A 23,317-nucleotide genomic window follows, 5' to 3' on the forward strand; every position below is an offset into this window, starting at 1 on the left:
TCACTTGAGCAATAGTAAATACTTTCAAGATGAACTCACATATTTGCGCGAATCGGGTAGTGAATTTGCCAAATATCATCCGAAGTTAACTCACTTTCTCTCTGAAGGAACATTCGACCCAGATGTAGAGCGATTGCTGGAAGGTTTCGCTTTTCTGACTGGACGTATTCGAGAGAAGATCGATGACGAACTGCCAGAACTGACGCAATCTCTGATGACTTTGCTGTGGCCGCATTACATGCGTTCAATTCCATCTTTGTGCATCAGTGAGCTAAAACCCCATACGGGAAGTGTTACTGAGAAAACGGTGGTAAAACGTGGCGCAGAAATGGCCAGTGAGCAAGTGGAGGGCACGCAATGTCTTTTCCGCACTTGCTACGATGTGAATCTGTACCCAATCACGATCACCAACATTGAACAAACCAACAGCCGCACCAGTTCAGCGATTGATGTGACGTTGTCGACGGAGCATGGCCTAGAGCTGTCTCGAATTGGTTTAGATACGTTGCGTTTGCACTTGCATGGTGAGATTCATATTACCCGCACTGTCTTCCTCTGGCTGTTCCGTTACTTGGATTACGTGGAGTTGGATGTCGGTGGCGGCTATAAACATCGTTTAGGGCCAGAATATGTTAAGCCGGTAGGGCATGAAGAAGACGAAGCGCTTCTGCCTTACAGCAAAAATTCATTCGCGGGTTATCGTTTGCTGCAAGAATTATTCTCTTTGCCAGACAAGTTTATGTTCTTCGACATTACAGGTTTGGAGTGGCTAAAGGGTATTCCACAACGAAGCACAGTGAAAATCAAATTTCACTTTAAACGCGCATTGCCGTCAGAGGTTGTACTTAAAGATAAGCACCTAAGGTTGCACTGCACGCCGGCGGTGAATTTGTTTGAAAAAGATGGCGACCCAATTCGTTTGGAGCACCGTCGTAACGAATACAAAGTCCGTCCTCAAAGTAATACGCAAGAGCACTATGAAGTGTATTCCATTGAGCAAGTTGAGAGTTGGAGCAAAGACGAGCGTCGCCGTAAACCGTTAATCGAATTCGAATCGTTCGAGCATCAAATCAACCAACGAGACAAGCGAGAATTCTATAAGTCGAAGGTAGGAGAACGTGTTAGTGGAAGAGGGTTAGAGCGCTATATCTCGTTCCACACTCATAATGGTGATATTGCGGATTTAGGTACGGAAACCGTACTCATGAAACTGCAATGCAGTAACGCTGATTTGGCCGAACGTCTTTCGGTCGGCGACATTACTTACGCGACCCACAAATCGCCAACGTATGCGACATTTAAAAACATCACCAAGCCAACACAATCGGTAAGCCCACAGGTAAACGGCGAGCTTCAATGGCAGTTGATTGCCAATATGTCGCTCAATTATTTGTCTTTGGCAAACATTGATGTATTAAAAGTGCTGCTCTCGACCTATGACTTTCATTCTCGTGTTGACAGACAAGCTCACCGAGCATCGATTCACCGACTCGATGGCATTATATCGTCAGAGATGAAACCAATTGACCGTGTATTCCGTGGCGTGTCTGTGCGTGGTAACCAGTTCAAGCTAGTAACCAACTCTAAGTTCTTCGTAAATGAAGGCGATATGTTCCTGATGGCAACGGTACTGAACGAATTCATCCGTTTGTATTCGAGTGTAAACTCCTTTACCGAGCTAGAAGTATTTGATGAGGCAACCGGTGAAGTATACAACTGGAAAAGCTTAATCGGGCAGCAGACGATTCTATGATTAATACACTTTCTGAAAAATCGAATGAGTTTAGTTTTTATCAAGCGGTTCTTTTGCTCGAGAAGCACTACCAGTTTGAACCAAACTCTAACTTTGTCGCCGTGGGAGAGAACAAATATTTTCACCAGGAGCGAATTGAGTTCAGCGTGTCGCCTAATCTATGCTTCCCTAAGAGTGATATGGAATTTATCGTTCATATGGAACGAAATGGGCAGCAGTATTCACGAGTCGAAACGAACTTCCTTGGTTTGCATGGTTCGAGCTCTCCATTGCCTGCCTCTTATACGGAGAAACTTACTGGGCGTGAACCTGATGACAACCCGGTAAAAGATTTCTTTGATTTCTTCCATAATCGCTACACCAGTTTGCTCTATCGTGTCTGGAAGAAGTACCGTTATCATGTACAGTACCAAAGTGGTGCGACAGACGCTTTTTCTGGACGGATGCTGCACTTAGCTGGTTTATCAGGTGTTATGCAAGATTGTGGTGTTGCAGAGTTAGACCGCGCAAAAGTCCTGTCTTACGTTAATCAACTGTCGACACGTACACGTTCTCCTAAGCTAATTTCAGGTATCGTTTCACATTATTTCTCACTTCCTAGCGTTCGCATCGAAGAATGGGTTTATCGCCGTGTGGAGATTGCAGACAGTCAACGAAATAAACTCAATCGAGCCAATTGCATATTAGGTCAAAGCTTTCATTTAGGGCAGAGTATCGCAGATTTAAATGGTAAGTTTAATCTTTGCATTGATGACATTGACTTCGAGACATTTAAGCAGTTTTCTTACGAAGGTGAGTTGCATAAAACGTTGGTTGGTTTAATGAGATTCATCTTGCGTGACCCGATGTCTTGGGATCTCAAACTGACAGTTAATCTCGACAGTATTCCAAATAACCAACTTGGCAATGGAGAAGGGAACAACTTAGGGCAGACATTTTGGTTAGGCAATCCCACAGATGAAGATGTGAAGATCAGAGTAATTGGTAGCATTTAGATGCTGTAGGCCAAAAAGCCGCTCAATGAGCGGCTTTTTGATATGTGTGAGATTGGGAAAACTCTATCGACTGATCGGCTGATGAAGTACAACCGTAGTGTCTAGTTTTTGTATCCCATTAAAAGACTCAATTTCGTTACAAAGGTGGTGAATAGACTGAAGGTCTGGTGCTTCAATCAAAGCAATAATATCGAAGCTGCCGCCAACTACGCTCGTAAGACGTACTTCAGGAATTTCCTTTAGGGCGTTAGTTACTTCGTTTTTCTTTCCTTTTTCACATGAGATAAGTAAATAGCTAGCAGCTTTTCTCCCGTCACTTTCAATCCGAATTTGTGCGGTATAGCCTTTTATAATACCGGTTTTTTCCAACCTATTGATCCTTTCTGCGACAGCAGTACGGGACAAACCGATATTTCTAGAGAGATTTGCAATAGACTCACGCCCGTTTGTTAACAGGCTGGAAAGTATTTTGCGATCTAACTTATCTAAGCCTTGTAAAGTCATATTAGAAATCATGTGTTCTGCCTATTCTGGTTATTATATTGTTATCAAATCGACTCTGGGAGCGTAAAGTTGTACAACTCAGCCAAAGTGAAAGGGTTTTTTTGTGTCAAGGGAGTTATACGGAGGCTCAAATCCCTCCCTGATACTTTTATGTCACTAACGAAGCTACCGTTATGAGTGTTTGTCAGGGTCGAATCACCTAGCAATCTATATATCGCCCATTGACCACTCTTATTTAAAACGTGTTGTTTACCTTCGTCTGTCACATCTTGGATCGTGATACTAATGTTGAAGTCGCCGTTTTGCGGTGGCCACTCCATTTCACGAATTCGGCTCGGACCGTGATAGTAGTTGATATCAGTGTCAGAGATTTTCAAACTGGCTCTGATAGCACTTGAGTCAAGATCTAATACTTTCGCACTGAATGGAATATAAACTCGGTTAGTACTCTTATTGATCAGCGTGTCGCGGATAACGTTGTAATTGCGCAATTGCACCAGTAAGGCTGAAGATAATGGCATTGTTTCACCATCCACCTGTTTTGGTACCCACAAGTTGGTATCGTAGAACGGTGCGAAGTTTTTCTGAATAAATGTGTCTAACAATCCACCTGAAGCAAACAACAGTTCGAAGTCTTCGATAGAAATCTCCTCTGTTGCTGTGAGATCAAATGGGTATTTATCAAGTCCTATCTCTTTAAATTTGGTGTAAATTTCACTATACCATTGGGTTTGAATGCCTTTTGCTGATTCGGTGATCATTACCGACCAGCTTTGCTTTACGACATCAAGTAACCAACTGCGTACTGGCTCTGGTGACTTCTGAGCAATCTGTTTAAGTTTAATTAGCGGATCGGCTTCAGAGCTGCTCATTCGGTGTTGAGCGGCTGCAAGTGCTGCCATTTGTGGATCGGGAGCATCCGCAATATCTTTCATGTAGGTGCGAACTCGGCTTAAAGCTGCGATAGTTTCGTCCCATGGAGTAGGGGAGTTAGGAGTCTCGCTTACTTGAAGCTGATTTAGAAGATGGAACGCTTGTTCTACACGCTTCATCAACAAGTAATCCGGCTGAACCACTTCTTCAACCTCTTCTGACGCAGAGTTCGCCACTTCTGCCAGTTTTGGGTCTACTTTCGAGATGAGTACGTTTTTTTCTCCTACCGGTGAAAACTGAGTATTTGCATAGACTTGCTTTAATACAGTCGTCATTGGTGAGGATGGTCCAGAGATTAGGTCGATAGCATTTGTTAGATCACCCACATTGCTATAACTCTGAATTTTTAACTCACTGAGAGCGTTGCGCCAGTAGTTGATATAATCATCTGTGTACTTTTTACGTACTTGATTTTTAAACGATTCTTGCTCTTCTTTGGTTGGGATAACATAGCTGGACAATCCTAGCACCCAGTTATCACTGATCACTTGTTTAGACATCAAGTCGACGCGAGGGCGATAGAAGGTACTAAAGCCAGTGGAGGTATAAATCTTATCGATTACTAGTCGGTTGTCATCTAACGGCTCGTTAAATACGTTGTTAAATTCAAAGCCAACTGCACGTTGTAGATCGAGTGTGCCAAGATCGATAGCATCTGCTTGGTTTAAAATGCCTGCGTAAACAAGATCCACATTTGAATTTGCCAACAATGATCGACGAGTTGCTCGAACGACATCCATGTTGATATCTACAGGTGAGAATTGAGTGCGGAAGTAGGCGTCCAGGTATCGCATAGCTTGATTTACCACATCCGGCTTATCGCTCAAGTCTGTTAGTGTTTGCAATGTTTGGCGTCGTAAAAACTGAATATCTCGCTTGGTCGGGTCCTTCAACATCAAGTAGCCTTTTAATAACGGCAACGTTGCTGTGACATCATGTTGGTTGTGTGTCAGTTCAAAACGGTAGCCTTGCTCAATAACAGGCATAAGTTGTTGAGCAACCTCTTTAATCAATGCTTCATAAGCTAATTTTGTACTTTCATTTAACCTGCTTATATTTAGCGGTACTATTTCTTCATCTAATGCTCGTGATCCTTCTAACCAAGCATTGTATGAGGGTTGGATTGCACGAGTAGCACTCATCAATAACTGGTTGAAGCTTGCTTCTTGTTCTGTTTGAACTTTTTCGTCGATATTTAGCAATTGGTTAATAACACGCAAGTTACTGTCTAGTGTTGTGACAAAAAAATAAGTACCGCCTGCCAATAAGACAACGGATGCCAGCATTGCCAAATGGCTTTGACGCTGAATCATGCGTAGGTAAGTCTTGTTCTCGCCTGCGAAGTCACTCTCTGGGAGGATTTGAGAATCAAGCAAGAAGCGAGAAAAGTACGGTGTTTCAGTTAGTTGCGTGTGCTCAGATGCGATAATTGGTAAATTGAAGTAATTACTGCAGCTTTTGGCTAACAAGTTGTACTTGCGTCCACCTTGCAAAGAAGAACAGAAGAAGATTTCGCGAATATCCAACGAGTAAACGCCATTGTTTGTATCGCAAAGACGTTCAAGCACGTAGCTGATTTCACGTTGACAGAGTTCAAACTGTTTTGGGAAGGCAAGGATGGCTTGCTTTTCGCTGATATCTGTTGAGTTTGCCGATGCGTCTAAAGCGTTGCTTTCTAGCACTTTTACCAGATTATGGAAGCTATCTAGGTAGTATTCGGTAAGTACACCTTTCGCTTCCTTCAATGGAATGGACAGAAATTCAATACGTGTTTTTAGTGAACTAGAGTGAACGTATTCTTTAAAGCCATCTAGTTTGTCGAGTTTCGTCATCATCAAATAAACAGGTAGTGCAGACGAAGTCTTCTCAGTGATAGAGTTCAAACGCTGCAATAGCGCTGTCATGGTGTAATCTTTCTGCTCTGGCTCAGATACAATCATAAATTCGAAATCAACAAAGAATAAGCAACCTGAAAACGGTTTTCTCGGACGATGACGAATCACCTCATCAATAAAAGTATTCCAGAGAGAAGCATCACTGCTTGAAACTTCCTGGAAGATGAGGCGTTGATCTGGCTTAACATAAACGGCACCATCAGATTCATACCATTCGAAGAAATCGTTTTTTGCTGTGCGAGAACGGTCCATCGGCTTAATTGCGCTGGAATTAAACAAAAACTGACGTCGACCGGCCCCTTTATTACCAACCATCAGATAGATTGGCTTTTTGCCCGCATTAGAAAGAAGAGGGCGGATCACCATTGAAAGAGCTTCTTCTTCCGTCTCTAAACGTTGAACTTTTGAGCTGTTTTTTTTCTTAAGCCATAGGGAAAGCTGGAATGTAAAATAAAAACCAGTAATAACTCCTAAACCAACCCATAGATAAAGCTTATCTGCGTCTTCAAATATGAATAAATATACCGCTGCAAATATCGCGGCTAATACCAAAGCCACTATGGTAGAAACCACGACTGGATTTCTTAGTATTTTTTGTTTGAACATAAGCCTGTAACTTCTTTACTTTTATTTATTGTCTTTTTCTGCAGCTTGTAGCTGGTTGATTTTATATAGGTAAGCGTTCAGCAAAAGAAGTGATCGTTCAATTTCCTTTCGCTGAGAGTTCTTTTCTGCATATTCAATTCGCCCAAGAAGGGGAAATAGCGAATTGCTGTACTCATATGCTTTCTTAGCGTCCTTGTCTGCACTTTGTTTTGCAATGTTGGCAAAGACCGTTCTGGCATATGCAAAACGTTTGTATATAGCCTCAAATTCATCTTCAAAATAAGAACGTTGGCCTAAAAAATTATCGCGAAGTTGTTGTGCAGAGGATGAGTCTGGATAGAGCTTGGTCAGGTCAGTCGTTAACTGTTCAATGGTATTGACCTGGCTCACTTTGACTGGATCTAATGTCCAACCTGACATCAAAGTATGAAGACGCTCAACCGTGACAGAGCGCAAGTCATCTTGGTAATTTTTGTTTTCGACACTGAGCGAGTTAACAATCGTCACTAATTCAGTAAGTGATGCTGACCCAATTCTTTCCTTGAGCATTGTGTATTGATGCTGTTTGTATATGAAGTGGGACGTAAAAGCTATGATCAGCAATCCGATCATTGTATAGATAATGAATCGGCTTGATTTGGCCTCTTCTTCCACTTTAGGCTGCTCTACTTTCTTTTGAACAGGTCTATTAGGCGGTGCTATTTCGACTCGGATGCCTGCTGAAGGAGGATTTGCCGCAGGTTTTGTTTGTGAGGTTTTCTCTTGTTTCGCCTTTTCTTCTTTAATCTCTTCAATCCACTGATTTAGGGGACGACGAATACGTCCAAAAGAAGGTGCCTTAATACCATAGTGAAGGCGAAGTTCCTCTTCGATACGTAGACAAAGCTGATGAGCCGCTTCAATTAGGGGGAGTTCTTCCGGCAGGACTCGGTGTTTCTTCATTCGTTTTTCAGTGTACTCAACCATCCATTCAATCGCACTAATACGGGCATTAGCTTTTGTGTACTCAGGATAGGCGGAGAACCAATAAACAACACACAAGTCGAGCACAGAATTTAAGCCCTCAACTAGGCCTTTTAGTCCGTCATTATTAATGGCTGCCACAGTAAAGTAACAGCTACAGCGAAAGTCTTTGCCTTTCGTTCTAAGGATTTCTTTTGATAGTGTCTGAACTGTCTTCCATGACACACGGCCTGTTACTTTGTTCAAGCCATTTATTTGACGTTTTATTTCATCAAAGTCGTCTAAGCCATTTGGATTGGTACCGCTTGGATTACTTTCATCGATCGGTCTTCTTGTGAAGTCGCTGAAAAACATAATGTTAAGTTCCAACTGAGTTGATAATAAAATAATAAAGATAGATTTTTTTATTGTATTCGCTTGCTATGCCAAATGACATGCAATGCATTTTTTCTGATTTTATAGATAAAAAAAGATTTTTAGACAATAAAAAGCCGATAAATCTAATTAAAATCCATTTTGTGTGATCTTTGTTCCTAATATTAATATCAATTGGCTAATTTGTGTGTAGGAAAAGTCCTATTTTTCATTCATTTTGTTAGTTTTTTATGATGTAAATGAACATTTTAATGAACTTAATATTAGGTGTTTTTTTATTATCAATTGCTGATATACGGTCTTTGCTTATTCAATTTTCTAGAATAATGCGGCTATTTATCAAGGTTCTATAATGCGCCTGTTAATGGTTGAAATGCCTATTTTGGTAGTTAAAGTGTGCTTTGTTGTGGTCGCTTTATTTTATATCTTGAAAAAGAGAGTGTAATTGATATCGTCCTTTCTCCAAATAATAAAAAATAGATTTTATTGGGGAAATCAATGTCAAAATCTAGTCAAGTTGGACTCATTTATGCCATGTGTTTTTTTTCTACTTTTGCGGTGGCAAAAGGGGAGCGATATGGTGCTTCAGTCAATATGATCACTGTAGAAAGTATTGACTATGACGAAGGCTCTAGTGGTGACGTCGATGCTTTACGATACGGTCTTATTCATACCCGCCCAATCGATGAAAATAACAACCGTTGGCGCTGGTGGCTTGGGTTGAATTATCTCGCGGAAGATGTCAATGCCCCTTCAAACGGCCTTTATCAAGAAGTTACAAATTACGAGTTTCGTGTTGTTCCTCAATACGCTCTGAGCTCGTGGAGCATATTTACTCCTTATGTCGGTGCTGGCTTATCGTTTGGTTACTCGCAGTATTCAAACCGTTGGAAAGTAGACCAAGATGGCTACCGTTACGAAAGTGTCGAAGATACAGATCAGTTTGAGTTGGGTGCAGTCGTTACATTTGGTACGGCCATCAAATTAGGCAGTAACCCTGATGCGCACATTCAAATTATTCCCCAAGCTTCCTATATTCTTCCAGTCGTTAATGACGGAATTGGTGGAGTTGAGCTTTCTGTTTCTCTACTCTTTTAAGGTTTAGCAATGCAAACACATCAGCTAGTCCTATTTATTTCTAAATGCCCAGAGGAATATACGGGCGCAAAGCATATTGAAATGCCAGAAGGTGGTGGCTCAGTTGGACGAGCGCCTAGCTGCACTCTGTCTTTAACGGACCATAACCGTTTTATCTCTGGTACACACTGTTTGATAAGTGTATACGGTGACACTTTCTACATTAGCGATGTGTCGACAAATGGCACTATGGTTAATGGTAATAAGATTCTAAAGAATCAACCGATATCTATTGTTGACGGTGACGTTGTTTCATTAGGGCAGTACGAGATTGGCGTTGCATTAGAGCATATATCCGCTGTTCAAGATATTGCCGCCGATATTGCCCCAGAAAGAGTATCGAATGATCCACTCGTCAATCTCGGTGAGGCGGTTGTAGAAGAGGAAGAAAAAGTCGGTTCATTAGAAGACTTATTCATGGAGACCAAGCAAGACGGTGTTAATACTGACGATCCTATTGCGCATCTAAAGTTTTCGATGCAGCGTGAAGACGACTATCTTATCCGCGATGTTGAAAAGCCTGAGCCTGCACCGGCTAAGACAATCGAAAATACGCGACAAGTCGTTGATGACAGTTTCAGTATCCATTCCGAATTCGATATTCCAAATTTAATCCCTGAAGATTGGCTGGGAGGCGTTGCCACGAGTAAAGAATCTGTTGAACCAGCGGCAGAGCAAGCTAAGCAAGCCGCGTTCATTCCAGAAGATTTTGCGCACACGAAGCCCGTTTCGCCTCAGGCTAGTGTGGTTCAACCAGACGTTAACCAACCTCAACAGCCTCAATATGAAGCGCCACTTAGTCACGCGACGTCAAATGTTACTCAAAGAGCAGAGCCTGTTAGCCAGAAATGGGAAGAGGTAACACAAGCCTTTGTTCCATCAGCACAACCTACTCAGCCAGAAACGAAAGCGAAAGCGAAAGAGGCCCAACAAGGTTTTGTAAGCAACGAGTCTCTAGCGACGGAGAGTGCGGCTCATTCTTCAGATATCGGTAAAGCGTTTTATGAAGGCTTGGGTATTAGTAACCCTGATCTGATCAGTAACGAAGCTCTGCTGTTTAAACAAATGGGGGCATGTCTTCGTTTGTGTATCGATAACTTGCAAAAAGACTTGCATGAAGTTGAGTCACTTAAAGGTGAACAAGGTTTAAGCGAAGCGGATTCAAACTTAGCGGAACTGATGTTAACGCTAAATAGTCAGAACTTGCTGTCTCCGAATGAATTGGTGGAGCAAATGTTGGATGAGCTCAACGATCATCAAATTATTTTTAACAAGGCACTCAATGAGTTGCTAATTGAACAATCTGAAACGAATGACCCTGTCACGTTTGCAAACGACGTTGCAAGTAAATCCATGTTCACCACCAAATCAAAGTTATGGGGTGAGTATCTTGAGTTCTACGCCAATAACCGTCGTCAAATGAATGAGACGTCATTGAAAGGTTTGATCAAGAAAAGCTACACCAAAGCGATTAAGGGAAGCCATGCGTAGTATTGCAATATTGCTCGGATGCGCCTTGCTATCCGGTTGTGCCATGTGGGATCAATTTAAAGAATCAACAGGCATCACGCCTGAAACGTCCTCGATTGAGTTGGTGATTGAGGCGTCTTCGGTTCTAAATGTTCGTGAAGGCGGACAATCCTCTCCGGTTATTTTGCGAGTTCACGAACTGACGTCACCAGTGTTGTTTCGTAGCTTAGACTTCTTCGCATTGTTTGAGAACGATAAAGCATCACTGGGTGATGAATACATCAAACGTTATGAATACCAAATGCAGCCTGGTGAAAAGATCCACGAATTTTTGGAACTCGACCCAGCAACCCGTGCGGTTGGATTCTCAGTCGCGTTTCGCGATATTGACGGTTCTTCTTGGCGTAAAGTCGAAGTGATTGAAGAGAAGAGCGAGTACTACATAAAACTCAAGTTAGAAGGCAGTGAGTTAATTTCTGACAACACTCGCGGCATTGAACAAGTTTATTTTTAAGGAATAAAAGCATGTCTTTATACAATCCAGTTGTTTGGCAAGATGGAATGTTCATGAAGCCGCAGCACTTTCAGCAACTCGATCGTTCACAAAGTAAACTATCGAGCATGCTGAGCGCAAATGCATCACCTTTGCATTGGGGCATTAAGCGCTTAGAGATTAACTCGCAACTACTGGCGTTGGGCAAAATTGGTATCACTCGTGCTGAAGGTATTCTTCAAGACAGAACACCATTTGAGCTGCCGCTGCTGGCTGAACTTCCAGAAGTGAAAGACGTTGATCCTTCGATTGCTGACAAAGTGGTTTACCTTTGTTGTCCGTTACCTTCTGAGCGCTCTGAACTCTTCGGCACCAAGAAAGACGGCGCACGTTACACACTGGAATCTCAAGAGGCGGTTGACGCTTGTTATGATTCAGAAGACATGGCAAACATCGTAGTCGGTAAGCTTAACTTCTGTTTGATGTATGACCATGAAGATAAGAGTGCTTACACATCGATTCCAATTCTAAAGATCTCAGAAGTGAAGCCAGACGGCAGTGTCATCTTAGATGAGAGCTTTATCCCGACTTGTATTGATATCCACGCTTCGACCGTACTGAACAAGTTCGCAACCGAATTCGCCTCTATGCTGAAACACCGCGCAGAATCCATCGTTCAGCGCTTAGGCGTGGTTGACCAGCAAGGCGTATCTTCAGTTTCTGATTTCATGCTGCTGCAAGCTCTAAACCGATACGAGCCGCTATTCTGGCACTTTGCGAGCGCAGAAGGGGTTCATCCTGAATCGTTTTATCGCATTCTTCTTCAAGCGGAAGGTGAGCTTTCGACTTTGTGTTCAGCATCTCGTCGACCAATCGAGTTCACCAAGTACAACCATGGCGACCTAACCAGCTGTCTATCGCGTACATTGGATAGTGCGAAGATGACACTAAGTGTGATGTCTGAGCAGCGTGCAATCCCACTGACGTTGAAAGACCAAAACTACGGTATTAGAACGGCAGCGATTCCAGACAGTAAGATTATCGACACCACGACCTTTATTCTTGCGGTTAAAGCCGACGTTACTTTGGATGTTCTTCACACCCAGTTTGTTAGTCAAACGAAGATCGGTTCTATCGATAACATTCGTGACTTGATTAACCTGCAACTGCCGGGCATCGAGATTAAACCAATGCCAGTCGTACCTCGCGCATTGCCTTACCACGCAGGTTACACCTACTTCGAACTGGATAAGACTGGCGAAGAGTGGGCAGCGCTGAAAAACACGGCTGCAATTGCGGTTCACGTAGCCGGCGACTTTGCTAACTTGTCGCTGCAACTATGGGCAGTTCGTCTATGAGTTACGCAGAAACCGACGTCACTGTAGTTTTATTCCAACCAGAGCCTGGCAAACCGATGGAGGTGATGCCAGCGCCTGACTTGTCTCGTAATATCGCGGTACAAGATCTAAACATCGAAAACATGGGCATCAACCCGTTGGTCGACCAGTTTTCATGGTTGATCGCCAGCTTGTCTTGTATGTCTTCGATCCCTTGGCTTGATGACCCAATGCCATTTCGTGAACAAGTGGCTCGCGAGATAAGAAAAGGCGAACGTAAGCTCAATGAAATGGAATTGGATCGCGCATCCATTTTGGTCATCCGATACTGTTTGTGTGCTGCGATTGATGAATCGGTTTGCCGACAAGAGTGGGGCGCTAACAGCCATTGGAGCCAGAACAGTTTGCTGTCAGAGTTCCACAATGAAACATCTGGCGGCGATAAGTTCTTCGTTATTCTCGAGCGTTTAAAAGCAGACCCGCGCAAATACCGTCACGTCATCGAGTTTCTGTATTTGCTGCTTCAACTTGGCTTTCAGGGTAAATACGGTCGTGAAGAGCGCGGTAACGAAAAGCTAGCAGAAATCGGCAACACAATTTATCGCTTAGTGCGTGACGAACGCTTAGCAGAGCAAGAGAAAGTCTCTCTCGTTAACCTTAAGGCCAAATACCTTAAGAAGCCGTTAAAAAGGGTGATTTCACCCAAACTGATTTTAGGCATTAGTGCGATTACCTTCGCAATCATGTATGCCGCGACTTACATCGTCATAGATTTAAAGTTTCAGCAATTACTTGAAGTGTATCGATAAACAGAAGATCTCGAAATGAGCTCTTCTGCCAGTTTTAAGGTTTATTGTGAATATCACTAGCGATTTAGTGAAATTCACTAGTCATTTGGAGGGATTGCAATGTGCGATCTCTTTTATTATTCAATCAACAAAATTCAAATGGATTGGTTATGGGCGTAACAGTTGGTGCAAATGGACTTTCGATAGTTCATAAAGGCTCAGGTGGTGAAGCGAATGCAACGCTCCCAGATGTTTGTTTAACGAAGGTCGGCAAGCCGATCGTTCCTATCCCTTATGGCAACAATGCTAAATCTGCAGACCTTGCTGGTGGCACTACGACTATCTCTATGGATGGTGGCAACAGTGTCGCGATCAAAGGTAGTACGTTTTCAAAAAGTACCGGTGATGCGGGTGGCGATAAAAAAGGCGTAGCATCCGGCACCATAGAAGCCGAAGCAAAATTCATCTCAGCCTCACCAACGGTTAAGTTTGAAGGTAAGGGCGTATGTCGCCTGTCCGATCAAATGACCATGAACAAAGCTAACACTATGTGTCTTAGTGGCGCACAAAACCCATCGGTCTCTGTGACGGAAGAGCAGGAAGGGACGTATACGCTGGATATAGAGTGCCGCTATCCTGATGGAGAACCTCTTGCTAATGCGAAGTTTAAGGTTTTTGACGGGAATAATGCTGAAATAGGAAGTGGAATACTTGATTCTAATGGGCGCAGTAGTGTGTCCTCTTTACCCCCAGGTGAGTGCTATGTCGTCTACGAGGAAGATTCAAGAAAATATGAAGCTAAAACATCTCGTGGCTTAAATGGACATAAATATGAGTGGAGCGATGACGAGCTCTTTGCCCATTGTGCAAAAGAAAAACTCCCGTTTTGGGAGCCTAGAAGTGTCGACAGCGTCCGTAGTACTTGGGGTGTTTTTGACGAAAACTTAGGTTCAGATAAAGACTTTATCTCAATGTTAGCAACGGAAGTAAGAGCGCATTTTGAGTATGAGTTAACAGAGAAAGAAGCGAATGATATCTCGCAAAATATCGCGCTACTATTTGGCACAAACGATGATTATTCTGTAGTAGCAAACGAATTGATAGCTCAAGTCGCACCAATCATTGATAAAAACGGTGTAACGCTTAACTTATTACATTCCATACACGAAGATGAATCGCATAACAATATACTGGCTCTGTTGAGGCAGCAAGGATACGGTGATTCAGAGAAGTATTTAAAAGAATTAAACTGGAGTAACTGGACAAAGTTAATCTCTGGGCAGCTTGACACCATACTGAGCAAAGTTGTTCAACGATTTGATACTCTGTCAAAATACGCGTCGATGAAGGGGTATCAAGTTGCTTACGAAACGTTGCAGGTTCAAGCAAAAAGTGCCAACGAAGTAAAAGCAAAACTACCAGATATCACCGCTTCAGGTATGGAGAAGCTGCAAGAGAAAAGTTCAAAACTGATTTCTAACGGTGCAAAGCCAAAAGTTGTGAATACCTTTTCTAATGGACAAACGACTCAGTCCGAAAAAGTATCAGATGTTGTACACGCAGAAAGAACACTACCAGTACCTTTTGCATTGGAGTTGTGTTACGACGACAAAGAAAAAACACCAGTATCAAATGTACCTTATAAACTCACTTATAGTAGTGGTGAGGTCTTCGAAGGCCTACTTAATGGTAAAGGGATCGCAAGTGTTTATGGGGTTCCTCAGCACGAAGTGCCGAAAATTGAGTTCGGTGATCCAGATAAAGCAGCCAAAGCCGAAGCGGATCGTCCGGCGCAGTTAGACGTGCTAAAAGAGGAAATCAAAAAGTATGCCGATTATCTTGTAAAAGAAACCATTGCTTACAACGCTACCCAACCAAGCCCTCAGAAAGAGTTACTTGAAGAGCTAAAGGCGCAAACTGAAGAAGAATTAAACGAACTTCGAGCGAGAAAAGCCGAGTTAGACAGTGCGTCGACGACAGAATACCTTTGGGAAATGGCTAAGTCATCAATCGAAGGGGTGGGAGATGGTGTAACAAACTATGTGCCTGACTTTGGAGAGATTGGCGATTACCTAGATGCTCTAGATATTGACCTCAGCGTATTAATTTATGCCATTACGACCGGTGATATCGATGAGCTAGAAGAAGCGTTGAAAAGGGTTGATCGAGGGGCTCTGTACTTACAAGAGGCGACTGAAGCAATGGAGCGGTTACTTCTTATCATTTCTGATCAGGAAATTAGAGAATATCTGCTAACTATTCCTCAGCTATATCTGGACGCATTACCTGCAGATGAAGCGGTGAAATATAGCCTATCCCTAGCGACTCAAAAGGGTATTGATGGAGCGATAGTAGTTGGCGGGACTGCTGCCGGTACTGCCGCTGGCGGTGTCGGTGGCCCCGCAATGGCTGTCTTATTGACAGGTGCAACGACAGCGAGATCGTCTGGGAAAGTCATAGAGCGTTTAGTAAAAGTTCTGAATGATGTGGTTGCAGGTAAGAAGCATTCGAAAAATAACCACAAAGAAAAACCCAAAGACGATGAAACAGAGCTAGATAAAATCTGCCCGATTTGTAGAGACTCTAAATGCAAAAACCGAAAAAGGTTGAAAAAAGGGAAAGGTCAGAATAAAAAAGGTGGATATTTGGATGCGATGGAAAAGGCTTATCGGAGCAAAGGTAAATCCTATCCCGAGGGACATGATTGGTATGTAGGAACAGGCTCGTTAGAAGTTCACCATGTTATCCCGCTAGAAGCAGTTAGCGATGACGTATTTAAAGAGCTTTTTGATGATTTTAGTTATGATATCAATGATGTACATAACTTGGTGGCTCTTCCTGGAATAATGGAACTAGCTTGTGAGCTGGGTGTTCAGCGACATCAGGGAAATCACGCACAAGGTATGGCGCTGAGTGAAAACGAAAAAGCTCTAAGCATACTTGAGGGCCATGAAACTAATGCCCGTCACGAAAATATAAAGAGCTTTAACAGAAAGTTATTTAAGACCACTCAAGGTAAAGAATTGCGTTATCCGAAAGCGGCTAAAAAACAGGTTTTAGATTTAAAAGACCGTGTCGAGGATGGTTTTCTGTGTAAATACGCTGATAATACAAAGAAAGTCAATATGATGTTTGAGCGTGAAATGAAAAAGCACAGTAAAATAATTCTTGGATATATCCAAGATTTTACTTGGACGATTGCTTACGACGGACGAGATTATCGTCAAGGAGGGCCTGGTTGTAGTAATGTTTCAACAATCAAGCAGAAGCGAAAAGGATTACAACGAGCTAACTTCTGTGAAACTCGAGATCATGGTTTCGGCCTAGGGCGATTTAACGGCACATTAGAATTAGGAAAATAGATGAAATACGATAACCAATATTATTTACTGTGTGAGTCTGGCCATGCAGGTTTTCATATGCTTGGGCAGACTAAAGATTCTGATAAAGGATTAAGACACTTAATGGCAAAACGTTCCCTAAAGCGTGAAGTGACAGGCTTGGGAAAGGTTAGAGTATTTGAAGGAAACAAAAAGAATTTCTCCCCTTGTGATTATCACGAAATTGCAGAACAAATGGTATCCGATAAATTTAGACAGGTTTTATTGCCGTTTGAGTTTCCGGGGGTCGATTTTTATCCAACAGAAGTGACTAATGATGACAAAGTCTGGTCGGACTATTTCATGATGCATATTTGGAATAATTATAGAGCCATACATCAAGGCCGTTCAGTCATAAAGGGCACATATGTTGAAAATGACTTTTTTTTAAGAGCATTGTCGTTAGATGAAACGCTGTTAGACAAGGTGCCTTTAGAAGAACGGCTCGTTTTTCGACTCCAAGAAAAACCACAATTTCTATTCCATGAAACAGTGGTTAATGCTCTAAAAGCGGCAAATCTTACCGGGGTTGGTTTCATAAGGGTTGACCAGTGGGGACCTGCTGCAATGTTTAGTGATGATGACTTCGGTGATTTATAGGTTTTTTTGCTTCTCTGAATCTTCGCTTATATGACAAAGTAGGTGTACTTCTGTGGCAAAGAGCAATATTGGTTTTCCTCATCATCGAGAGATACAAAACTCAGATGGGTAAATAACATGAAATATTATCGAATGATGAGGGTGGGTTGTATTTATCTGAAGCTCTAGTTAATGCATTAATTAGCTTTAAACCAATAACGGTGATGCATAGACAGTTGAGCTTATGAGCTATCTTCCGGACAAGTCAAATACAATAAGCGCCGAAAGGCGCTTTTTCATTTAATACTAGATTTAATCTATAAATCATGTAAACACACCTTCTTAAGTGTTTTTTCCGAAGGTCGGCAAGCCGATCGTTCCTATCCCTTCTAACAACATAGCTAAATAAAAAGATCTTGTTGGTGGCACTACGACTATCTCTATGGATGGCGGCAGCAGTGTCGCGGTCAAAGGCAGTACTTTTTCAAAAAGTACCGGTGATGCGGGCGGCGATAAAAAAGGCGTCGCATCCGGCACGATAGAAGCCGAAGCAAAGTTCATTTCAGCCTCACCAACGGTTAAGTTTGAAGGTAAGGGCGTATGTCGCCTGTCCGATCAAATGACAATGAACAAAGCCAATACCATGTGTCTTGGCGGCGCACAAAATCCATCGGTTTCTGTTACGGAAGATCAGGAAGGGACGTATACGGTTGATTTGTACCTCTCTTACTCAGACGGTGAGCCCGTTCAAGGTGCAACTTACACTCTAACCGACCAATCTGGCGCCGTATTTGAAGGAACATTAGACAACAACGGTAAGGCTTCGGTCGGTGGCGTTGCTCCGGGTGAGTTTGCCATAGAGTACGGTGAGGACAGTCGCGACTTTATGCCGAATGTGTCAACTAAGACCAACCCAAACTTCAATCCAAGTGCGAACGCTCAACTGATCATTGAAGAAACAAAGAAAGGTGAAGTTGGCTTCTGGGAAAATGCTTGGACGCGAATGTCTGGTGCCGCCAGTTGGATTTGGGGCGTGATTCTTGGTGATTTCAACGATGACGCTTCTGTAGAGCAGATCATCGCCAATACAGCGCTGACGATGATTCCTGTTGTCGACCAAGCCGCTGACGTGCGCGATTTATCTGCGAACATTATGACTTTGTTGAGTGAAGAAGAGCGTGATAAGCCCGAAAACTGGTTAGCGCTTTCACTTACCCTTGTCGGCTGCGTTCCTATATTTGGTAGTGCAGTCAAAGGTACTTGTAAAGTTGCGCTAAAAGGCGGGAAAGGAACATCAAAGGATACTTTGCTGGCCGTTTTAAGAGGCATGGGTAAAGGCGATCCAGAAAAATTCTTACGTACGTTAGATTGGATAGATTATGCGAAACAAACCAGCCAGATTGTTAGCGATGTTCTAAAACCTTGTATTGAAGTGGTCACCGAGTTGGCTTCATACGCAAACAGAATGGGTGCAGATGAGCTCGGAGCGTATTTCCTGAAGTTAGCGGATGAGGTGAAAATCATCGACAAGATGGTACCTGACAAACTAAAAGAAGCGATGGGCGAGTTTGATGACCTTTTTGCTCGCATCTTAGGTAAGGGCGAGAAAACGTACCCAGCAAAAGTAAAACATAATACTGGTGAGTCTGCTCAGTCAGGAAAGAACTCTGCGAAGGCAAATGAGGACAAAGGGGCTAAAACAGTTCGTTGTAGAGTCTGTAAGCGGGCAATTGCCGATAAACGACATAAGAAAAAATGTGTCCTTCCAGGAAGGAAAAAATGAGTATGAGCAATAACGGTTTTTCTCGACATGTTTCTGGTGAAGCATTACTAAAGGCCAATCATATATTAGCTGAAAAATGTGATTGTCCTCTTACTGGACATCATCTGATTAGCTTTAATTTGTTCGACAAGCTATCAACTCAGCGAATAGAACAGATGCGAAACAAAGAATACAGTTGGAACAGTTTAGACAATATAGGAATACTTCCCAGCAGTGACAAAAGTACAGCTAAAAAGGTTGCGTGCAAATATCGATTGCCTTGGCATTCTAGCGGTCATACGGGTAGAAATACAGTAAGTAAACTTAATCTTAAGAGTGATGAACAAGTGTACTCTAATGCAGAGCCTACCTCGATGTTAAATGGAGGGAATCCAATGAAGAGGGCTAGTATGCTAAACAAAGACAAAAATAAGATTAAAGCATATCCTTCTAAAGCCTATCATAAGTTTGTAAAGCAAGAATTGCTAGAGACGTTGGAAAAGCTACACTGTGAAATGCCACCTACTCTATATCGAAAAGAATTGAATGATCTTTCGGAAAGAATTTGTGACATGATAAGTGAATTTACGATATTGCTTCACAATACAGGAGATGACTTTTCTCCAAAAGGAAATGGTTGTAGAAGCTCAGATTGTCAGCAAAGAACACACAAAAATACAACTTGGCCGGAGATAGAAGAAATATGGAGTGGACTTTTTTATAAGAAATCCCTTAAGTTCAATTATCTAAAGGTTGCTAGTAAATTATAGGTTTGAGATGGAAATAGCATACATAAATGAGGACTTTAACGAGGGTGAATCATTATTTACTGCCGTTGATAGTCGGTCGTCTTTCTATGATGATAATGATTTCACTCCCACTTCTTGTAAAAGTGAGATTGTGTGGAAAGATGATGATATCTATGAAATTGAAGCATTAGATTTAATCAGAGGTGGTGCTTTTAATGTCACTAAGCCTATTGCTGAACTAATTATGAGTTTCGACCCATACGGCGTTGAAGTTTATCCCGCAAAATTAACCTGTTCCGGAGACGGAGTGTTAACTGAGCGCTACATAATAGCAGTAGATAACTTAGTAGATGTTGTTGATTATGATAAAAGCATAAAAGTGACTGACGTAACTACTCGTTTTTACTTATCTGATGAAAAGATCAAGGAACTTCCGGATAGCAAGAGGCACGTTTTTAAACCTGTCGGAATGACAAAAACGTTCTTCTCAATCGAGTTGTTTGAAGCGCTTGTCCGTTTAGATGAGGAGGGTAAAATAAATACTAGTATCGTTGCCTTTTCATTTGATACATCCGAAGAGACGCCCCGAGTCTAGTGTAAGTAGGTAAATATAATAATGACTAACTATATAGTTTTATCTAAACAATCTCTGACTGACTTCCCATTCCAGCAAAGCCCTAAGCCAATAGTGCCAGTAGAGCCTGATCTGCTTTTGGAAATGACTTTTTCTCCGAAGCTGTTTATCATCAGTGATATTGCGTCAAAAGTAGAGAAACTGGTCGTACACGGAGTAGAGTGGTTAGATGCTCGCGTGGATTGTTCTCCAAGCCAACCAACAGATGATCAAATTAAAGTTTACGAAGATTATCGAATGCCTTATATCCATCAAACTTATAAATTGACGGACAAAGAAAAACAATACGGCAAGTTGAACTGGTTAGACATCGAGTCGACAGAATTTGACTTTTCTAAATTAGAAAATATTCCCTTAGAAGAACGATTAATATTTAAGCTAGAAGAAGACTTTGGCTTAGTGTTTATTCACCAGAGTGTGATTGACCTTCTTAAAAAAGACGTCAAAGACGTTTGGGTAAGAGATGTATAATTAGCGCCGAAAGGCGCTTTTTTATTTGTCACAAGATGGAGTCTAAAGGTAGGAAAATGAATCATTTTAATGACTAAGATAATACTCTTAGTACTATAGAAGTAAAAGCATTTTGCTATAGTGGTCGTCGATTAAAAACAATCAAAGAACAAAAATAAAGTAGGGTATATATGTATTTTTCATTGATCTCCGAAAATTACTTCTTTTCAAGTGTTAACTTTGTTTCTGTAGATAACAGAGAGTCGTTGTACAGTACTAACCATTATCATCCAACTTCATCGATAAACCCTGTTGTGTGGGTGGATAGTGAAGGAGGAAGTATAAAAAACGTTGGACCGATAGTTGATTGTGGTGATTTATCGGTAAGTCGTCTATTTGCTGAAATCTTAATGAGTTTCGACCCTTTTGGTATTGAATATTATCCTTCTCAGCTGAAGTTGGAGGATGGAGAAGTACAGAATCGATACATTTTAGCTATCAATAATATTATAGATGTACTAGATGAAGAGCGTTCAGATATCGAAATCTCTCCAAGAAGCGGTGAACTGATAGTCCACGAATTATTTATTTCTGAAGAAAAGTTAAAGCAAATTCCGTTATCTAATAGAGTAGCATTTCGAGTAAAAGGTGCTGAAACGGCGATGTTTTTTTGTGAAGAATTGTTTGATGTGATTGACTTTATGTCAGAATTTGACTCTTTGAGAAAAGCTAAGATTAGCACTGATGACCTTGCTCCAAAGTTTTGAGGCTTAAAATGAAAGAACAATATCATTTACTAACTAAACAAGACTTAGGTAACTTCCCATTCCAGCAAAGCCCCAAGCCAATTGTGCCAGTAGAGCCAGATTTGCTTTTGGAAATGACCTTTTCTCCAAAGCTATTTATCATCAGTGATATTGCATCAGAAGTAGAGAAACTGGTCGTACACGGAGTAGAGTGGTTAGACGCTCGCGTGGATTGTTCTCCAAGCCAACCAACAGATGATCAAATTAGAGTTTACGAAGATTATCGTATGCCTTACACCCATCAGGCTTATAAATTGACGGATAAAGAAAAACAATACGGCAAGTTGAACTGGTTAGACATCGAGTCAACAGAGTTTGACTTCTCTAAATTAGAAAATATTCCTTTAGAAGAACGATTAATATTTAAGTTAGAAGAAGATTTTGGCATAGTATTTATTCACCTGAGTGTGATTGACCTTCTTGAAAAAGACGTCAAAGACGTTTGGGTAAGAGATGTATAATAAGCGCCGAAAGGCGCTTTTTCTTTTAATTACAATCCAATTACTATTCTTAATAGTTGATGTTATGTAGATAAAATTCGCAATGGGCTTGTGGGTAACTGTTCAATTGTGAATCCCTACCAATTTCACTTTTATCTGAAATATTGCCATCACAGCAGTCGGTTTAACAAGTGAAGTACCACTTATGGTTGCTGCAATTATTGCTTCTGCATTGGTCATGGTTATGACTGCTGAGAAGATCAATAACCTAGTTACCCGTTACCCTGGTTTCAAAACCTTAGCGCTACTATTCCTAGTATTGCTGGGTGGCTTGCTGATGGCCGAAGGCTTCGCAATCCATATCAATAAAGGGTATGTGTACTTTTCGATGGCGTTTGGTTTGGTGCTGGAACTGTGTCACATCCAACTAAAGAACAAACAACGCCGAACTATCCAGCGAATCAGACCGATGCATCAACCAACCGTGGTCTATGGTGCCCGATAACTTATTAATTTAGCCGCTCAAGAGAGCGGTTTTTTGTGTGCTTTTCTTTCAATTTTATTTACTGATTCAGAATTTGTCGTTTCGACAAAAAGTTGCATTTGTTGCATTGGATTGAATTTTTTATATAAACCGCCCAATCCACACGAGTGAATAAAATAAATGAACAAGCTGATCGATGCGTTAGCAACGGATGGTTACTACATTTGGGATGACTTCCTTTCAGAAGACGAAGTAACCCAATTACGTGATTGCATACCGGATAATTGGAAGAAAGCACGCATTGGTCGAAATGATGATGTGACCCGAATTGAATCAATTCGCAGTGACAAAATTCAATGGTTAAAACCAGCTATGGGCCAGCCAATCGCGAATTATTTGAGCAAAATGGAAGAGATTCGACAAGAGGTGAACCGCCATTTCTTCTTGGGTTTGTTTGAGTATGAAGCGCACTTTGCTAAGTACGAAAAAGGCGATTTTTACCAAAAACACCTTGATTGCTTTAAAGGGAACGAAAACCGTCGCTTAACCACGGTGTTCTACATGAATGAATCTTGGAGTGAAGAGGACGCGGGCGAACTGGTCGTCTATGACCTCAATAACAAAGAAATCGCGACAATACCGCCTCGTGGGGGGCGTCTACTGGTGTTCTTATCTGAACAGTTTCCTCATGAAGTGCTGCCGACTAACGCGGAGCGTTTCAGTATCGCAGGCTGGTTCAGAATTAATGGTGTGAGAGATAACCTTCTGGATATCGCGAGTTAAC

18 protein-coding genes and 2 pseudogenes are annotated in these 23,317 nt (G+C 41.9%); 17 read left to right on the top strand and 3 right to left on the bottom strand.

The annotated features are described in order from the left end of the window. Nucleotides 1-4 precede the first annotated feature (4 nt). Together tssF and tssG are read left to right on the top strand one after the other, a co-directional pair. Nucleotides 5-1,753: a type VI secretion system baseplate subunit TssF gene (gene tssF / locus DYB02_RS08285; RefSeq protein WP_015296672.1), complete on the top strand. Its 1,749-nt coding sequence runs from the start codon at nt 5-7 to the stop codon at nt 1,751-1,753. After that, nucleotides 1,750-2,748, top strand: a complete 999-nt coding sequence (tssG, locus tag DYB02_RS08290) for a type VI secretion system baseplate subunit TssG (RefSeq protein WP_017448484.1) — start codon at nt 1,750-1,752, stop codon at nt 2,746-2,748. The genes tssF and tssG overlap by 4 nt, the downstream gene beginning before the upstream one ends. A gap of 63 nt (nt 2,749-2,811) precedes the next feature. On the opposite strand, the gene DYB02_RS08295 is transcribed toward tssG, so the two are convergent. The 3 genes from DYB02_RS08295 to DYB02_RS08305 are packed head-to-tail and all read right to left on the bottom strand — an operon-like array spanning nt 2,812 to nt 8,003. Next, the gene (locus DYB02_RS08295) at nt 2,812-3,264 is read right to left on the bottom strand and encodes an Lrp/AsnC family transcriptional regulator (RefSeq protein ID WP_005480668.1); all 453 of its coding nucleotides are present in this window, start codon (nt 3,262-3,264) and stop codon (nt 2,812-2,814) included. Nucleotides 3,265-3,296: 32 nt separating this feature from the next. Then, nucleotides 3,297-6,686, bottom strand: a complete 3,390-nt coding sequence (tssM, locus tag DYB02_RS08300) for a type VI secretion system membrane subunit TssM (protein WP_029805522.1) — start codon at nt 6,684-6,686, stop codon at nt 3,297-3,299. 21 nt (nt 6,687-6,707) lie between these two features. Beyond that, a complete protein-coding gene (locus DYB02_RS08305) occupies nt 6,708-8,003 on the bottom strand; it encodes a type VI secretion system ImpA family N-terminal domain-containing protein (RefSeq protein ID WP_015296676.1) in 1,296 nt (431 codons plus the stop codon). 519 nt (nt 8,004-8,522) lie between these two features. Between DYB02_RS08305 and DYB02_RS08310 the strand changes: the two genes are divergently transcribed. The 15 genes and pseudogenes from DYB02_RS08310 (at nt 8,523) to DYB02_RS08380 (ending at nt 23,316) form a co-directional block, all read left to right on the top strand. After that, nucleotides 8,523-9,122, top strand: a complete 600-nt coding sequence (locus DYB02_RS08310; protein ID WP_005495183.1) for a hypothetical protein — start codon at nt 8,523-8,525, stop codon at nt 9,120-9,122. A 9-nt stretch (nt 9,123-9,131) separates the two neighbouring features. Next, a complete protein-coding gene (locus DYB02_RS08315) occupies nt 9,132-10,652 on the top strand; it encodes an FHA domain-containing protein (RefSeq protein ID WP_025559230.1) in 1,521 nt (506 codons plus the stop codon). Continuing rightward, the gene (gene tssJ, locus DYB02_RS08320) at nt 10,645-11,145 is read left to right on the top strand and encodes a type VI secretion system lipoprotein TssJ (protein ID WP_011105829.1); all 501 of its coding nucleotides are present in this window, start codon (nt 10,645-10,647) and stop codon (nt 11,143-11,145) included. The genes DYB02_RS08315 and tssJ overlap by 8 nt, the downstream gene beginning before the upstream one ends. Nucleotides 11,146-11,156: 11 nt before the next feature. After that, on the top strand, nt 11,157-12,482 hold the full coding sequence (gene tssK, locus DYB02_RS08325; RefSeq protein ID WP_005480714.1) for a type VI secretion system baseplate subunit TssK: 1,326 nt from the start codon (nt 11,157-11,159) through the stop codon (nt 12,480-12,482). Next, on the top strand, nt 12,479-13,270 hold the full coding sequence (icmH, locus tag DYB02_RS08330) for a type IVB secretion system protein IcmH/DotU (RefSeq protein WP_005449458.1): 792 nt from the start codon (nt 12,479-12,481) through the stop codon (nt 13,268-13,270). Before tssK ends, icmH begins: the two co-directional genes overlap by 4 nt. A 149-nt stretch (nt 13,271-13,419) precedes the next feature. Next, on the top strand, nt 13,420-16,611 hold the full coding sequence (locus tag DYB02_RS08335; protein ID WP_041955151.1) for a PAAR-like domain-containing protein: 3,192 nt from the start codon (nt 13,420-13,422) through the stop codon (nt 16,609-16,611). Then, nucleotides 16,612-17,229 carry an imm11 family protein gene (locus DYB02_RS08340; protein WP_017448489.1) on the top strand — a complete coding sequence of 206 codons (618 nt, stop codon included), beginning with the start codon at nt 16,612-16,614 and terminating at the stop codon, nt 17,227-17,229. A gap of 325 nt (nt 17,230-17,554) precedes the next feature. Beyond that, nucleotides 17,555-18,991: pseudogene (locus DYB02_RS08345) on the top strand (PAAR-like domain-containing protein); the annotation flags it as partial. 2 nt (nt 18,992-18,993) lie between these two features. Then, nucleotides 18,994-19,740 (top strand): AHH domain-containing protein, encoded by a 747-nt coding sequence (locus tag DYB02_RS08350; RefSeq protein WP_225868807.1) that lies wholly within the window; start codon nt 18,994-18,996, stop codon nt 19,738-19,740. A 7-nt stretch (nt 19,741-19,747) separates the two neighbouring features. Beyond that, nucleotides 19,748-20,314: an imm11 family protein gene (locus DYB02_RS08355; protein ID WP_023624962.1), complete on the top strand. Its 567-nt coding sequence runs from the start codon at nt 19,748-19,750 to the stop codon at nt 20,312-20,314. Nucleotides 20,315-20,335: 21 nt separating this feature from the next. After that, nucleotides 20,336-20,824 carry a hypothetical protein gene (locus DYB02_RS08360; RefSeq protein WP_025541023.1) on the top strand — a complete coding sequence of 163 codons (489 nt, stop codon included), beginning with the start codon at nt 20,336-20,338 and terminating at the stop codon, nt 20,822-20,824. Between the two features lie 170 nt (nt 20,825-20,994). Beyond that, on the top strand, nt 20,995-21,570 hold the full coding sequence (locus tag DYB02_RS08365; RefSeq protein WP_029807166.1) for an imm11 family protein: 576 nt from the start codon (nt 20,995-20,997) through the stop codon (nt 21,568-21,570). An 8-nt stretch (nt 21,571-21,578) separates the two neighbouring features. Further along, nucleotides 21,579-22,070: a hypothetical protein gene (locus DYB02_RS08370; RefSeq protein ID WP_021822886.1), complete on the top strand. Its 492-nt coding sequence runs from the start codon at nt 21,579-21,581 to the stop codon at nt 22,068-22,070. A 148-nt stretch (nt 22,071-22,218) separates the two neighbouring features. After that, nucleotides 22,219-22,554: pseudogene (locus DYB02_RS08375) on the top strand (TerC family protein); the annotation flags it as partial. A gap of 159 nt (nt 22,555-22,713) precedes the next feature. Beyond that, nucleotides 22,714-23,316, top strand: coding sequence for a 2OG-Fe(II) oxygenase (locus DYB02_RS08380; RefSeq protein WP_029807243.1), 603 nt, complete (start codon nt 22,714-22,716; stop codon nt 23,314-23,316). The last annotated feature ends 1 nt before the right edge of the window (nt 23,317 follow it).

The sequence above is a fragment of the Vibrio parahaemolyticus genome (genome assembly GCF_900460535.1).
GTDB lineage: Bacteria > Pseudomonadota > Gammaproteobacteria > Enterobacterales > Vibrionaceae > Vibrio > Vibrio parahaemolyticus.